Genomic DNA, 13,554 nt, shown 5'->3' on the forward strand with positions numbered 1-13,554 from the left:
GGGATGCACTCAATGAGGCAGCAGGACGAGCTCCATCTCGTATGCCGTGATCACGAGTTGAACCCGGTCCCGGGCGCCCAGTTTGGCCATCAGTCGTGATACGTGCGACTTGGCGGTGGCCACCGTGATGAAGAGATCGTCCGCGATCTCGTGGTTCGTCCGGCCGAGTCCGATGAGGGTCAGGACCTCCCGTTCCCGCTCGGTGATGCCCTCGACGGGTCGTGGGGAGCGCTTCGGGGCGGTACCGGGGCGCCCGACGAAGTCGGCGATCAGTCGGCGTGTCACACCTGGCGCGATCAGCGCATCGCCGGCGGCGACCACGCGGATCGCCGCGAGGATGTCGTTCAGCGCCATGTCCTTCACCACGAAGCCGCTCGCGCCGGCCCGGAGCGCGCCGTAGACGAGGTCGTCCTCGTCGAAGGTGGTCAGGACGAGGACCCGGGTCGTTGCCGGGCCGGCGGTGATCAGGCGAGTGGCCTCGATGCCGTCCATGCCCGGCATCCGGATGTCCATCACCACGACGTCGGGGCTGATGTCCCGCACCAGTTGGACCGCCTCGATGCCGGTGGCGGCTTCGCCGACGACCGCCAGGTCGGGATGATCGGCCATGATCATGCGCAGACCGGACCGCACCAGCGGCTGGTCGTCGGCGAGTACGACGCGAACGGTCATCGGGCCTCCACGGGGGCGGCGACAAGTTCGGGCAGCGGCAGCCGGGCCGTCACCCGGAAGCCGCCTTCGGGACGCGGCCCGGCGCTGAGGTGACCGCGCAGCAGGCCGGCCCGCTCCCGCATGCCCACGATGCCGAAGCCGTGGGCCGAGCCGTTCGTAGCGGTGCCGCGCCCGTCGTCGACGACCTCCACGGACAGCTCCTCGTCCCCGTAGTCGATGAGCACCCGGCAACGTCCGATGCCCGCGTGGCGGACCACGTTGGTCAGCGACTCCTGGACGATACGGTAGGCGGACAGGTCGATGTCAGCCGGCAAGGAACGCTGTGCCCCACTGCGGTGCACGTCGACACGCACCCCCGCCTCGGCTGTGGCCGCTGCCAGCCGTTCGATGTCTGCCAGACCCTGTGAGGGCGCGAGCGGTGCCTGCCCCGAGGCCGCCGCGTCGAGGTCGGCCTGACGGAGCGCCACCAGGGTGCGCCGCAGGCCCGACAAGGTCTCTCTGCTGGTGGCCTCGATGGCCCGCAGCGCCTCACCGGCCTCCGCGGGCCGGGTCTGGACGACCTGGCTTCCCGCGCCGGCCTGGATGGCGATGATGGCGATGCTGTGTGCGACCATGTCGTGCAGTTCCCGTGCAATCCGCAGCCGTTCGGCGGTCACGGCCTCGGCCACTTCCTGCGAACGCAGCGCCACCGCGTGCTCGCGGCGCTCGCGACTGAGCAGACCGACCGTGCAGGCTGCGGCCATCGCCAGGAGGGCGATCACGACGTTGACGGTCACGTTGTCGCCGTGAGCGAAGCCGCCGATGACCAGGAGCTGCACGGCGAACGACACGGCCACGCCTGCGATCGCAGCTCGCCGGGTGCAGGTGGCGACGATGAAGCCCAGGACGAGGTCCACCGCCAGATACGACAGGAACTGGCCCTGGTATCCCACGGCCCGGTTCACATGGACGGAGCTCGGAGTGCCCACCACCACGGCGGTGGATCCGACGAGCGCCATGGCCAGAGCCGGCAGCGGCATCCGTCGCAGCACCCCGACGAGCAGGCTCACGGCCAGCATCGCACCGACAGCGTGGAGCGTGCCCGAAGCCTGGCTCGCACCCCCGATCAGCAGACCCACCACCAGGACGTAGAGGACGCCCCCCACCCAGGCCATGGCCTTCGTTCTCGTCATCGGCGGTGTGCTCGGTCGACAGGGAGACCGCGATGCGCAAGGCACACGGACAACAGGGTGGTCGGTATGGCGTCCATGCCGCGACATTAACCTGTCGCCGCCCGCCCGGCATTGGCCCGTGGACGTACGTCCCTGGGTGGAACCGGCCGTGCGATTGCCGTCCCTGGCCGCATGACCGGGGGTGGGTGTCCCGGCAGGGTTGCTCCTGTGATCGAAGTCAACGAACTCACCAAGCGCTACGGCGGCAAGACCGCCGTCGACCAACTGTCCTTCGCCGTGCGGCCTGGTCAGGTGACCGGGTTTCTCGGCCCCAACGGAGCGGGCAAGACCACCACCCTGCGGATCATCCTCGGCCTGGACGCGCCGACCGGCGGCACCGCCACCGTCAGCGGCGTCCCCTTCCGCAGCCACTCGCGCGGACTGCGGCACGTCGGTGCCCTCCTCGACGCCGGCCAGGTCCACGGTGGACGCAGCGCGGTGGCCCACCTGTCCGCCATCGCCCGCAGCAACGGCATCCCGCTGCGCCGGGTGGACAACGTGCTGCAGGAAGTGGGGCTGGCCGACGTGGCGACCCGCCGCATCGGCGGGTTCTCGCTCGGCATGAAGCAGCGACTGGGGATCGCCACCGCCCTCCTCGGCGACCCACCGGTGTTGATGTTCGACGAGCCGGTCAACGGTATGGACCCGGAGGGCGTGCTCTGGATGCGCCGCCTCTTCCGGCGCCTGGCCGCCGAAGGCCGCACGGTCTTCCTCTCCAGCCACCTGATGTCGGAGATGGAGAACACCGCCGACCAACTCGTCGTCGTCGGCCGGGGCCGGCTCATCGCTGCCGAGTCGGTACGGGACTTCGCGGCCCGCAGCACCCGCCTCAGCGTCGTGGTGAGCACCCCGCGCACCGCCGAGCTGGCGGCGGTACTGACCGCCGCAGGCGCGTCGGTCGAGGTGGAGGGCGCACCGGACGCCGACAAGCTCGCCGTGACCGGGTTGCCGGCGGACCGGATCGGGGCACTCGCCTTCGACAACCGGATCCTGCTGAACGAGCTGACCACCCGGACCGCCTCGCTGGAGGAGGCCTTCATGGAACTCACCGCCGACAGCGTCGAATACCTGGCAGGACAGCCCCGATGACCACACTCACCACCGTCCCCCCGACCACCTCGGCCGCACCCCTCGCCGAGCCGCCCGCCCACTTCCGCGACCTGCTCGCCTCCGAGTGGATCAAAATACGGTCCCTGCGCTCGACCCCGTGGACGCTCGCACTCACCACCCTGTTCGTCATCGGGTCCGCCGCCGTCGCCGCCCTGGCGGAGAACAACACCCTGAAGAAAATGAGCCCGGCGGCCAGGACCGACCAGGGGTTCATGGTGTTCGACGCGTTCCCGCCGGCCGGCTACATGACGCTGATGCTCGTCGCCGGAAGCATCGGTGCCCTCACCGTCGTGAGCGAATACAGCAGCGGCCTCATCCGCACCACCACCATGGCCGTACCGGCCCGCGGCACGGTGGTGCTGGCCAAGACGGTCGTCACCGCCGCGCTCTGGACCGCGGTCGGTACGGTCATCTCCACCGGTGGTTTCCTGGTCTCCCAAGCCATCCTGAACACGAACCACGCCGGGGTCCCCCTCACTCACCCGGGTGTATTCCGGGCGCTGGCCGCATCCGCGCTGCTGGCCCCGGTCTGCGCACTGATCGGCCTCGGCTTCGGCGCCCTGATCCGGCACAGCGCCGCCACCGTGGTCACCAGCGTCTTCACGCTCCTGATGCTGCCTCCGATCTTCTCGCAGAGCGCCCACTGGTCCGCCGCCGTCAGCCACGCGATGCCGGTCACCGCCTGGAAGCGCCTGGTCCAGAACTGGCCCCCGGATCCGCACTCCCTCGCCTACAGCGCCACAGTCCCCGGTTCCTGGACCGTGTACGCGCTCTGGCCGCTGATCGCAGTCGTCCTCGCGGTGACCGCCGTGCGACACCGCGACGTGTGACCGTACCGCCGGGGCACGCGGACCGGCCGGTGGGGCAGGGTCCCGGTGCCACAGGACCCGAGTGGCGCAGGGGCCCCAGTGGCACAGGGGCAAGGCCTCGAAGCTCTCCGCAGGCGGCTCCCCGCGCACAAAGAGCTACTCTTCGCATGCATGGCGTAACTTCATCTTGCAGTGTCATTGAGCAGAGAGGAGAGCAACGATGCACGCCTCAAAAGGGGACCGCCTCGTCATGCACGGGCGCGTCGTAGGCCAGCACGACCGAGTCGTCGAGATCGTCGAGGTACTCGGCCCGGACGGAACGCCGCCCTACCGGGTGAGGGCCGAGAACGGCCATGAAACCATCATGACCCCCGGGCCCGACACCATGGTCGACCATCAAGAGTCGTCCGACTGAGCCTGCCCGATTCACGCCGCACCACCCCGAGGGGCCCGTCACCGGCGGGCCCTTTCTCGCATGTCCCCGAGCGCTCACGGATGGCCGCCGCCCATGCCCGAGGGTCAGTACATGCAGCGGCTCACCCCGGCCCATCCACGCGAGCTAGAAAAGATCGGCCGGCGATGTCGAGATCCTGTGTCCGGCTCCGTCCCCGCGGTGAAGGCGACCACAATGGTCGCACCAGTACCGAGGAGAACCACGATGGCCAAGTACCTGCTGCTGAAGCACTACCGAGGCGCCCCGGCGTCGGTCAACGACGTGCCCATGGACCAGTGGACGCCCGAGGAGATCTCGGCACACGTGCAGTACATGAAGGACTTCGCGGCTCGGCTGGTGAAGACCGGCGAGTTCGTCGACAGCCAGGCGCTCGCCCCCGAGGGAGCGTGGGTCCGCTACGACGGCGAGGGGCGCCCGCCGGTCACCGACGGCCCGTTCGCCGAGACGAAGGACCTCATCGCGGGGTGGATGGTGATCGACGTCGACAGCTACGAGCGCGCCGTCGAGCTGGCCGGGGAACTGTCGGCCGAGCCTGGCGCGGGCGGGAAGCCGATCCACGAGTGGCTGGAACTGCGCCCGTTCATGAGCGCCGAGCAGCACACCATCACGGAGTGACCACAACGATGGACGAGGCCCTGCTCCGGAGCCTCACACCGAGCGTGCTCGGGATCCTCGTCCGCCGCGGAGCAGATTTCGCGGCGGCCGAGGACGCCGTGCAGGACGCGCTGGTCAAGGCCATGAGCGTCTGGCCGGCCGACCCGCCGCGGGACCCGAAGGGCTGGCTGATCACCGCGGCCTGGCACCGGTTCCTCGACGCGACGCGGGCGGACGCCGCCCGCCGGCGGCGTGAGGACGTCGTCGACGAGGAACCGGCGCCGGGACCCGCACCCGCGGTGGACGACACGCTCCAGCTCTACTTCCTGTGCGCCCACCCCTCGCTCACGCCGTCGTCGGCGGTCGCGCTCACGCTGCGCGCCGTCGGCGGGCTGACCACCCGCCAGATCGCCCAGGCCTACCTGGTGCCCGAGGCGACCATGGCTCAGCGCATCAGCCGGGCCAAGCGCACCGTCTCCGGCGTGCGGTTCGACCAGCCCGGCGACGTCGCCACCGTGCTGCGCGTCCTCTACCTGGTCTTCAACGAGGGCTACTCCGGCGACGTCGACCTCGCCGCGGAAGCCATCCGGCTCACCCGGCAGCTCGCCGCCGCGATCGACCACCCCGAGGTGGCGGGACTGCTCGCCCTCATGTTGCTCCACCACGCCCGGAGCGCCGCCCGGACCGCGCCCGACGGCAGCCTGGTACCGCTCGCCGAGCAGGACCGCGGCCGGTGGGACACCCGGTCGATCGCCGAAGGCGTCGCGATCCTGCAGGCGGCCCTCGTCCGCGACCGGCTGGGCGAGTTCCAGGCCCAGGCGGCCATCGCGGCGCTCCACGCCGACGCGCCCACCGCCGAGGAGACCGACTGGGTGCAGATCGTCGAGTGGTACGACGAACTCGCGCGCCTGACCGACAGCCCGATCGTCCGGCTCAACCGCGCGGTGGCCGTCGGCGAGGCCGACGGACCGCGCGCCGGCCTGGCGGCGCTCGTCGCACTGGACGACTCCCTGCCCCGCCACACCGCGGTGGCGGCCTACCTCCATGAGCGCGACGGCGATCTGACAACCGCGGCACGGCTGTACGCCGAGGCGGCCCTCAAGGCACCCAACCTCGCCGAGCGGGACCATCTGACGCGCCAGGCCGCCCGGCTCAACACCCACCGGCGGGACTGACGGGTCGGCCTCGGATTCGCCCCGCCGGCCCGGGCAGCGCTGCGCCTACGTCGCCGGCTCGGGGGATCACGTGCAGCCGGTCGGCCGCCGCGTCGTACGCGATCGGGTCGCCAGGCTGCTGGAAGTGGACGGCAAGTCCGCCGCCCATCCGATAGGCGTCGAGGCCGGCCCGGCAGTAGGCCACCATCGGCGCCGCCAGGGCATCGAACGGGTACCAGTCCATCGCGTCGCACACGGCGGGTTCCCTGACCCGGGGTGTTCCCTGCCAGCGCCGGACTTCGAAGAAGAGGCCGATGCGGGCGCTCCCGCCGGGGCTGCGGTGGTGCACGGTGACGGTGGCGCGGACGTCGACAGGATCGATGAGTACACCGGTCTCCTCCTCCGACTCGCGGATCAGCGCGGTGACGACGTCCTCGTGCGGTCCGTCCAGGTGGCCTGACGGGAGGTGCCAGAGTCCGGCCGCGTACACCGTCCCGGCCCTGCGGGACAGCAGCACCTCCGGCCCGCCCTCTCTGTCGCGGCGCAGGATCAGGTGGACGTCGAGTGGCTCGGTGTGCCGCTCCCCCGCGCTCACTTCTCACCTCCGGGCAGGCAGTCCCGCTTCGCGAAGCGTTCCACAGCCTTGATCGACCGCGCTGGCGTTCGTCACCTCTGTCACCCTTCCAGCAGCGGACGCAGCTGGGCATAGGCCCAACCGTTGAGCTGGGTGGGGGTCGTGGTGACCAGGTCGCGGGGCTGCTCCGGCACCAGGTCGCGTGATCCGGCGGCCATCCCCACGATGCCCTCCACCGCCGACGGAGGCAGGCCGGCCGAGCGCATCGCGTCCCGCGCCGCGTCGTCGGTGACGGGGTTGATGTGGACCGGGTGCCCGAGCGCCTCGGTGAGGATCTGTGCGACCTGGTTGAAGGTGAGGTCCTCCGGCCCGTGAACGGCCTGCACCACCCGGCCCTGCCATGTGTCGGTGAGCAGCCGGGCCGCGATCACGTCGCCGATGTCGCGCGGATCGACCCACGGCATCGGGTGGTCGGGGTCGAACGCCGTGGTCAGAACGCCCTTCGAGAGCCCTTCGAGGTCGAGCAGCAGGTTGGTGAAGAAGTACGCGCACCGCAGATGCAGTACATCCGCTCCGGTGGCATCGAGTTGTTCCTCGATCGCGGCCAGGGCGTCGATGTGTCCGGCCCCGTGCCGCTTCTCCGCCCCGATACTGCTCAGCAGCACCACCCGCGCCACATCACCCACCTGGGCGGCCTCCACCAACGGCGTCGCGGTGCGCACCGAGACCTCGATCGGATCCTCCACCGCGTGAGGAGTGGGATCCACCCACAACACCGAACGCGCGCCCGCCACCGCCTCACGGACGAACCCGGCGTCCGTCAGATCACCCTGGCGCACGTCGACCCGCGCTCGGGTCTCCTCATCCAGGCGGGCAGGGTCACGGACCAGAACGCGCGGACGAACGCCCGCCTGCAGCAGTAACCGCACCACGCGCGATCCCACGTGTCCGGTCGGTGTGGTGACCACGATGCTCATCGAAATGCCCCTTTCCTGCACAAAAAATTGCGATCGATACACTCAGCTCCGTGTGACCGCAGTCGCCTCACGGGGCAAGCCCGCACCCGCGAACCGGCCCCTTGCGCACACGGACCTCCAGCGGTGGGAGCCTGCCCGCCAGACGCGCATCCATGACCGGCGTTCGGAACCTCGGGGCGAAAGTGCGGCCATACGCGCCCAACCGGGCTCGGCTGATAGGACGCGGGTGACGGCCCTTGTTCAGGGCCGGTTCGGGTCAGGGTGCAGCACCACGAAGAGCGACCAGGCGGGCGCGGTCGGGTCGTCCGGGCGGCCGGCGAACTCGTCGAGGAGTGCGTGGAGCCGGGCCTGGAACTGCTCCATCTCCGCCGGCGGCAGGCGCAGCCCCAGCCGGGTGCTGTCGACGTCGGCCGCGGGGGCCAGGGCCAGCTCCTCCAGGAACGCGTCGAGCATCGACCCGTCCTGCGCGGCCGCATCGAGCCGCCAGGACTTCTGCGTCGCCAGATACGGGATCTCCCGCGCGCCGCGCGCGCCGCGCCGCTCCTCCTGGGCCTCCAGGAAACCGGTGCGCACCAACGTCCTGGTGTGGTGCAGCACGCTGGCGGGATCGCGGCCGAGAATCGCCGCGATCTCCTTGTTGGTGCGCGCCCCGCCGAGGCAGATGCGCAGGATGCGCAGGCGGAGGGCGGAAGCGAGCGCCTTCGCCTCCTCGTCGGTGGCCGGCCGGCGTTCGGTCATGGTCGACATCCTACTGAGACGCCGGAAGAATAAGTGATTGACAAACCTCAATCACTTCTTTCAAGGTGGTCCCCATGACCGCTCCCGAGACCAGTCCCGGCCGGCCGCCCAACCGGGGCGGACTGTGGCGGCACGCCGACTTCCGCCGGCTGTGGGCCGGCGAGACCGTCAGTCAGTTCGGGACGATGGTCAGCCAGTTGGCCCTTCCGTTGGTCGCCATCCTGGCGCTGCACGCCAGCACCTGGCAGGTCGGGGTGCTGACGGCGTGCGAGACCGCGGCGTTCGTCGTGGTGGGCCTGCCGGCCGGCGCGTGGGTGGAGCGGATGCGCTTCCGCTCGGTACTGATCGTCAACGACCTGCTCCGGGCCGCCGTCCTGGCCTGGGTCCCGGTGGCACAGCTCCTCGGGGTGCTGACGATCGAGCAGCTGTACGTGGTCGCGCTCACCACCGGGGTCTGCACGGTCTTCTTCGACGTGGCCTACCAGTCCTACCTGCCCCAACTGGTCGACCGGGAGCTGCTGGTCGAGGGCAACGCGAAGCTCCAGGCCAGCGAATCGGTCAGTCACATCGCAGGCCCGAGCCTCGGCGGCGCGCTGATCCAGGCGCTCACAGCGCCGTACGCGGTACTCGTCGACGCGGTGAGCTTTCTGTGGTCGGCCGCGTGGGTGACCCGGATCAAGGTCCGGCCACCGCGCCCCGAGCGCAGCCCCGACGCCCACTTGCTCCGCGAGATCCGCGACGGCCTGCGGTTCGTGCTCAGCAACCGGATGCTCCGCGCCATCGCCATGTGCACCAGCTCGGCCAACCTGTTCGGCTCGGTGATCTCCGCCGCCTTCTACGTGTTCCTCGCCCGCCAACTGCGGCTCTCGCCGGGAGTCATCGGCCTGCTCACCTCGACCGCGGCGGTCGGCGGCCTGATCGGCGCGCTGGTGGCCGGACGGTTCGCCGCGAAGGTCGGCCAGGGCCCGGCCATCTGGATCGCGAGCACGGTCGCCGGACCCTGCGCGCTGGTCACCCCGTTCGTACAGCGTGACTGGACGGTGGGGCTGCTCGCGGTCGCGCAGATCGCGATGTGGATGGGCATCGTGGTCTACAACATCAACCAGGTCAGCTTCCGGCAAGCGCTGTGCCCGCCGGGGCTGCTCGGCCGGATGAACGCGACGATGCGGTTCCTGGTCTGGGGCACGATGCCCTTCGGGGCGCTGCTCGGCGGCCTGCTCGGCTCGACGATCGGCGTCCGCGGCACGCTGCTGGCCGGAGCGATCGGCCAGTCGCTCACCTTCCTGCCCGTCTTCCTGTCACCGCTGCGCCGCATGCGCGAACTGCCGTCCTACGGGGAGGAGCCGGCGACCGAGGGTGGCACTGCCGCCGGCTCGTTGGTGCCGAGCAAGCCCTGAGGAGAAGGTGAGTACCTGTCTCGGCACCACCAGCGCGGCCGCCGCCCGGTGCGCCGATGACCTGTGGTCGCCCTCCGGTATCCACGGCGCCAGGATGTGAGAGCTGGCGAACGTCGAGCTGTCCTCGACGACGTCCATCACCGGGACCGGGTCGATCTCCGTTCAGCAGCACGAGCCGCCGAATATCCGGTCCGGCGCGGCCGCTCCTCCGGGGAACATTTCCTTCGGCCGAAATGCCCATAACCCGTAGCCCGTACTGGCTGTGGACGGAGGAACGGCACGCCCTGAGATCCGTCCAGGTCAGCCGACGCGCTCGATCCGGGCCTTACGGATGAGGAACTTGCCGGGCTCGCGGACCTGCTCGAAGGCCGCGTTGTTGAGCAGGGCGCAACTGCCGGACGTGGAAGCGACCTTGATGGTCGTCGACTTCTGGTTGTCGAGGTTGGTCACCTTGAGCGTGGTGCCGACCGGGAACTGATTGCTGGATGCGGCGGGGACGCCACCCTCACCGGAGAGGGTCACCGTCGATCCGACGCAGACGACGTCACCCACGTTGGTCTGGTCACCACCGGCCTGGTCAGCGCCGGAAGGCTGTTCCTCGGCGGGCGGCTCTTCCGCGGCCGGAGGCTGCGCCTCCGCCGGCGGCTGCTCCTGGGCCGGCGGCGCGGCAGCTTCGCCGCCTCCTGTGACCTCGCACCCGGAAGCCGCCTGCATGCGGTTGATCTGCTGGATGACGGCCTGCCGGTTGGCGATGCGCGCCTCGGACTGGGCATCGGGTTGGGCGCGCTGACCTGCGATGAACTGCTCGTTGTTCTGGAGGGCGGTGGTCAGCCCGTCGCAGACACCCGATGCCTGGCTGGTGCCGGTCATCACCACTGCCGTACCGCCGATCGCTACGGCGGTCCCGATGAGCAGAGCGATCTTCTTCTTCGTGGTGAGCGTCTTCTTGCGTGACACGTGGGACTCCTGTGGGGTCGGTTCCGTGTGACGCTAAGTACGAGTAGCGGTTCCGGTTCTTCTCAGCCGACTCACCACAACTTCCTTAACTTTCCTTAAGGTTGTGGTGCCCCCGATGCGAATGCGCTCACACAACGGCGCGCCCCTACGACCTTCGGGCGGCGAGGCCGCTGGCTTCCTCCCGGTTCCTCGGTCAGTTCTCGGGGAGCGGCGGTTGCACGGGTTTCAGTCCGTCCAGGGTGAGGTCGAGGAGGCGTTCGGCCTGCTCTCGCTGCTCGGGCCTGGCCGAGGTGAGGGCGATGCCGGCGAGGGCAGCGAACATGTCGGTCGGGCTGATGTCGGCCCGGATCGCTCCGGCAGCAGTGCCGGCGTCCATGAGGGCGGTCAGGGCGGCTTGCATCATCTCGTGACTGTCGGCACAGGGATTGGTTCCCGAGGCGACGACGGCTCGCAGGGCGTCCGCCATGCCGAACTTGGCAGTCGCGTAGTCGATGAAGCGGCGGGTCCACGCACGCAGAGCCTCGGGCGGCGACATCTCCGAGAGGCGACCAGGGACGGCGTCGCACAGCCGGGCCACTTCATTGCGGTACGCCGCCTCGATCAGTGCCTCCCGGGTCGGGAAGTTGCGGTAGAGGGTGCCGGTTCCCACGGCGACAAGTTCGAGTGCTGCCGGAGCGTGCGTGCGCAGGAGGTCGGGGGCCCAACGGGAGACGTCACCGATGTTGTAGCCCGTCAGAGCGCGATTGTTCTTCCACAGCCCCAGGATCGGCAGGTTCAGGTCGGAGTGGCGAGCGGCTTCACCGTAGACGGCGACGCGACCGAAGGGAGCCAGTGTGTCCAGGCTGGCCAGGCTGGCCAGGCGCGTGGGTCCGCCGACCGGATCGAGAATCACGTCCACGCCCCGCCCGCCGGTCGTGTCCCGCACCGCGTCGGGAAAGCCGTCGCGCCGGAACACCGCGTCGTAGCCGCGACGCTTCGCGTACTCGGCCTTGTCGATGCTGCTGACCGTGCCGTACACCGTGGCCGCGCCGAGGGCACGTGCGATCTGGGCGGCGACGGAACCCACGCCTCCTGCCGCCGCACGGACCAGGACGGAGTCGCCGGCGCGGAGCCGCGCCGCCTCGGCGAGAATGCCGTAGGCCGTGGGCAGGACGAGTGCGGCTCCGCCTGCGGTCTTCAGGTCGATCTCGCTCCCGCAGGCGTGCTCAGCGGAAAGGCGAAGCGGGCTGGGGCGACCGCGTATTCGGCGTAGCCCCCGCCTTCGGGAAGGTACACGGCGACGGGGTCCCCGACGGCGAGTCCGGTGACACCCGCGCCGACCGCGGCTATGTGCCCGGACGCCTCCATACCGGGGATGTCGAGCGGGTCGGCGGGCCGAAGTCACCGAGGCGGTGCTGCACTTCGGCGTAGTTCACTCCTGCGTAGGCCACGCGGACGAGCACTTCTCAAGGGCCGGCTTCCGGGGTCGGCACCTCGATGGTGCGCAGAACCTCGGGCCCGCCGTTGACTTCGCATCCGATTGCCCGCACGGCATGTCCTCCTGTGATCGTCCTGCCCGTGGCAACCCGGGCTCGGATCTCCGGTTTTCCCACGGTTACCGCTGCTCCCGCGGGTCTTGCTGTGGAGGTTCAGGGAGATCCGTTGAGCTGTCCGGCCGGAGGCGGCCGGCCGCCACGTGCCGTTGGAGTCTCTGACTGATGAGCAAGCGGCGGCGTGCTGACGGCACCTGGAGGAGTCGACGGGGCCTGGGGAGCAGATGGGGAGCACAAACATCTGCGGTTCGCGCTCATGACGCCCGCAATACGATGATCCTGGCGGGGAACGATCCTGGTAGGAACCGAGAGATCTGGTAGGGGCATGGGCACGATGCACGCGGACGAAGCGGAGACCGACGCCGACCTGGTTCGGCGCCTGCTGCGTGCGCAGTTCCCCCAGTGGGCGGACCTGCCGATCACCCGACTCGCCTCCGGAGGCACCGTCAATGCCATCTACCGGCTCGGTGAGGACCTGACCGTACGGCTGCCACTGCGCCCCGGCGGCGGCGAGGCCATCGCGATGGAGGCGCGGCTACTCCCCCGGCTGGCACCGCTGCTGCCACTGCCGATCCCGGAAGTAGTGGCGACCGGCACCCCGGGCGAGGGATACCCCCTGCCCTGGGCGGTACACCGGTGGATCGACGGCCGTAACCCGGCCGAAGGTGACCTGGCCGAGCCCGAGCTCGTGGCCCGCTCCCTCGCGGAGTTCGCAGTCGCCATTCGCACGATCGATCTCCCCGACGGCCCGCCCGCGCACCGGGGCGAACCGCTGATCGCCGAAGACCAAGAGATGCGGGCGGCGATCGAGGCGCTGCGCCGCACCGACGAACCCTTCGACGCCGACGAGATCGCCGCGGCCTGGGAGAAGGCACTCGCGGCACCGCTGTGGACTGGCGCGGCCTGCTGGACGCACTCCGACCTCATGCCGAGCAATCTGCTGCTCGCCGGCGACCGCGTCTCGGCAGTCATCGACTTCGGCACCGTGGGCATGGGCGAACCGGCCACCGACCTCATCCCCGCCTGGAACCTGCTGCCCGCCTCCGCGCGGCGGGTGTATCGCGAAACGGTGGACGTGGACGACGCGACCTGGGCTCGCAGCCGGGGCTGGGCGCTCTCCATGGCAGTCATCCAACTGCCCTACTACCGGACGACCAATCCGATCATTTCAGCCAACGCCCGACACGTCATCCGGGAGATCCTCGCGACCTCCGCATAGCCGCCGACCACCTTCCCGCGCACGACATCGCTGCCCTCAGCGCGCCCCGACGCCGTCTGCACCGCACCGTCGCATTCTCCAACGAACCACGCTGTCGCCGGGATCTCCGGGAGCAGCCAAATCCCCGTGCACGATGCCCTGCCCGGGTCTCACACT

15 protein-coding genes and 1 pseudogene are annotated in these 13,554 nt (G+C 70.1%); 7 read left to right on the forward strand and 9 right to left on the reverse strand.

Annotated features, from left to right (window positions below; translation table 11 throughout):
• Window positions 1-9 precede the first annotated feature (9 nt).
• Together C6N31_RS32065 and C6N31_RS32070 are read right to left on the reverse strand one after the other, a co-directional pair.
• Entirely contained in the window at window positions 10-672 is a 663-nt protein-coding gene (locus tag C6N31_RS32065) for a response regulator (RefSeq protein WP_138352030.1), read from the reverse strand.
• Window positions 669-1,844: a sensor histidine kinase gene (locus C6N31_RS32070; protein WP_138352031.1), complete on the reverse strand. Its 1,176-nt coding sequence runs from the start codon at window positions 1,842-1,844 to the stop codon at window positions 669-671. The genes C6N31_RS32065 and C6N31_RS32070 overlap by 4 nt, the downstream gene beginning before the upstream one ends.
• 207 nt (window positions 1,845-2,051) lie before the next feature.
• Here C6N31_RS32070 and C6N31_RS32075 point away from each other — a divergent pair, with 207 nt between their 5' ends.
• From C6N31_RS32075 to C6N31_RS32095, 5 genes are all read left to right on the forward strand, one after another.
• Window positions 2,052-2,972, forward strand: coding sequence for an ABC transporter ATP-binding protein (locus C6N31_RS32075; protein ID WP_187145177.1), 921 nt, complete (start codon window positions 2,052-2,054; stop codon window positions 2,970-2,972).
• A complete protein-coding gene (locus tag C6N31_RS32080; protein ID WP_138352033.1) occupies window positions 2,969-3,823 on the forward strand; it encodes an ABC transporter permease subunit in 855 nt (284 codons plus the stop codon). The genes C6N31_RS32075 and C6N31_RS32080 overlap by 4 nt, the downstream gene beginning before the upstream one ends.
• Before the next feature lie 199 nt (window positions 3,824-4,022).
• On the forward strand, window positions 4,023-4,217 hold the full coding sequence (locus C6N31_RS32085; protein WP_138352034.1) for a DUF1918 domain-containing protein: 195 nt from the start codon (window positions 4,023-4,025) through the stop codon (window positions 4,215-4,217).
• A 243-nt stretch (window positions 4,218-4,460) separates the two neighbouring features.
• On the forward strand, window positions 4,461-4,871 hold the full coding sequence (locus C6N31_RS32090) for a YciI family protein (protein ID WP_138352035.1): 411 nt from the start codon (window positions 4,461-4,463) through the stop codon (window positions 4,869-4,871).
• Window positions 4,872-4,879: 8 nt separating this feature from the next.
• Window positions 4,880-6,025 carry an RNA polymerase sigma factor gene (locus C6N31_RS32095; protein ID WP_138352103.1) on the forward strand — a complete coding sequence of 382 codons (1,146 nt, stop codon included), beginning with the start codon at window positions 4,880-4,882 and terminating at the stop codon, window positions 6,023-6,025.
• On the opposite strand, the gene C6N31_RS32100 is transcribed toward C6N31_RS32095, so the two are convergent.
• The 3 genes from C6N31_RS32100 to C6N31_RS32110 all read right to left on the reverse strand — a co-directional run bounded on the left by C6N31_RS32100 (window position 6,003) and on the right by C6N31_RS32110 (window position 8,293).
• A complete protein-coding gene (locus tag C6N31_RS32100) occupies window positions 6,003-6,599 on the reverse strand; it encodes an NUDIX hydrolase (protein ID WP_138352036.1) in 597 nt (198 codons plus the stop codon). The two genes, C6N31_RS32095 and C6N31_RS32100, sit on opposite strands and share 23 nt — an antisense overlap.
• An 80-nt stretch (window positions 6,600-6,679) precedes the next feature.
• Window positions 6,680-7,555: an NmrA family NAD(P)-binding protein gene (locus tag C6N31_RS32105; RefSeq protein ID WP_138352104.1), complete on the reverse strand. Its 876-nt coding sequence runs from the start codon at window positions 7,553-7,555 to the stop codon at window positions 6,680-6,682.
• A gap of 240 nt (window positions 7,556-7,795) precedes the next feature.
• Window positions 7,796-8,293 carry an ArsR/SmtB family transcription factor gene (locus C6N31_RS32110; RefSeq protein WP_138352037.1) on the reverse strand — a complete coding sequence of 166 codons (498 nt, stop codon included), beginning with the start codon at window positions 8,291-8,293 and terminating at the stop codon, window positions 7,796-7,798.
• 74 nt (window positions 8,294-8,367) lie between these two features.
• On the opposite strand from C6N31_RS32110, the gene C6N31_RS32115 reads away from it, so the two are divergent.
• Window positions 8,368-9,690, forward strand: coding sequence for an MFS transporter (locus C6N31_RS32115; RefSeq protein WP_138352038.1), 1,323 nt, complete (start codon window positions 8,368-8,370; stop codon window positions 9,688-9,690).
• Between the two features lie 300 nt (window positions 9,691-9,990).
• On the opposite strand, the gene C6N31_RS32120 is transcribed toward C6N31_RS32115, so the two are convergent.
• From C6N31_RS32120 to C6N31_RS46195, 4 genes and pseudogenes are all read right to left on the reverse strand, one after another.
• Window positions 9,991-10,647: an SCO2207 family protein gene (locus tag C6N31_RS32120; RefSeq protein WP_138352039.1), complete on the reverse strand. Its 657-nt coding sequence runs from the start codon at window positions 10,645-10,647 to the stop codon at window positions 9,991-9,993.
• 193 nt (window positions 10,648-10,840) lie between these two features.
• Complete coding sequence (locus C6N31_RS32125; protein WP_381586654.1) at window positions 10,841-11,410, reverse strand: TetR/AcrR family transcriptional regulator; 570 nt, start codon at window positions 11,408-11,410, stop codon at window positions 10,841-10,843.
• Window positions 11,402-11,713: pseudogene (locus C6N31_RS46190) on the reverse strand (zinc-binding dehydrogenase); the annotation flags it as partial. The pseudogene C6N31_RS46190 and the gene C6N31_RS32125, both read right to left, overlap by 9 nt.
• A 110-nt stretch (window positions 11,714-11,823) precedes the next feature.
• Entirely contained in the window at window positions 11,824-11,994 is a 171-nt protein-coding gene (locus C6N31_RS46195; protein WP_244809700.1) for an alcohol dehydrogenase catalytic domain-containing protein, read from the reverse strand.
• A gap of 519 nt (window positions 11,995-12,513) precedes the next feature.
• Here C6N31_RS46195 and C6N31_RS32135 point away from each other — a divergent pair.
• A complete protein-coding gene (locus tag C6N31_RS32135) occupies window positions 12,514-13,398 on the forward strand; it encodes an aminoglycoside phosphotransferase family protein (RefSeq protein ID WP_198358797.1) in 885 nt (294 codons plus the stop codon).
• The last annotated feature ends 156 nt before the right edge of the window (window positions 13,399-13,554 follow it).

It is taken from the genome of Streptomyces fildesensis (assembly GCF_016107395.1).
GTDB lineage: Bacteria > Actinomycetota > Actinomycetes > Streptomycetales > Streptomycetaceae > Actinacidiphila > Actinacidiphila fildesensis.

Excerpts from the sequence above, each read along its gene's own strand:
- C6N31_RS32065 (WP_138352030.1), bottom strand. The coding sequence starts at position 672 with ATGACCGTTCGCGTCGTACTCGCCGACGACCAGCCGCTGGTGCGGTCC.
- C6N31_RS32070 (WP_138352031.1), bottom strand. The coding sequence starts at position 1,844 with ATGACGAGAACGAAGGCCATGGCCTGGGTGGGGGGCGTCCTCTACGTC.
- C6N31_RS32080 (WP_138352033.1), top strand. The coding sequence starts at position 2,969 with ATGACCACACTCACCACCGTCCCCCCGACCACCTCGGCCGCACCCCTC.
- C6N31_RS32085 (WP_138352034.1), top strand. The coding sequence starts at position 4,023 with ATGCACGCCTCAAAAGGGGACCGCCTCGTCATGCACGGGCGCGTCGTA.
- C6N31_RS32090 (WP_138352035.1), top strand. The coding sequence starts at position 4,461 with ATGGCCAAGTACCTGCTGCTGAAGCACTACCGAGGCGCCCCGGCGTCG.
- C6N31_RS32095 (WP_138352103.1), top strand. The coding sequence starts at position 4,880 with ATGGACGAGGCCCTGCTCCGGAGCCTCACACCGAGCGTGCTCGGGATC.
- C6N31_RS32105 (WP_138352104.1), bottom strand. The coding sequence starts at position 7,555 with ATGAGCATCGTGGTCACCACACCGACCGGACACGTGGGATCGCGCGTG.
- C6N31_RS32110 (WP_138352037.1), bottom strand. The coding sequence starts at position 8,293 with ATGACCGAACGCCGGCCGGCCACCGACGAGGAGGCGAAGGCGCTCGCT.
- C6N31_RS32115 (WP_138352038.1), top strand. The coding sequence starts at position 8,368 with ATGACCGCTCCCGAGACCAGTCCCGGCCGGCCGCCCAACCGGGGCGGA.
- C6N31_RS46195 (WP_244809700.1), bottom strand. The coding sequence starts at position 11,994 with ATGGAGGCGTCCGGGCACATAGCCGCGGTCGGCGCGGGTGTCACCGGA.
- C6N31_RS32135 (WP_198358797.1), top strand. The coding sequence starts at position 12,514 with ATGCACGCGGACGAAGCGGAGACCGACGCCGACCTGGTTCGGCGCCTG.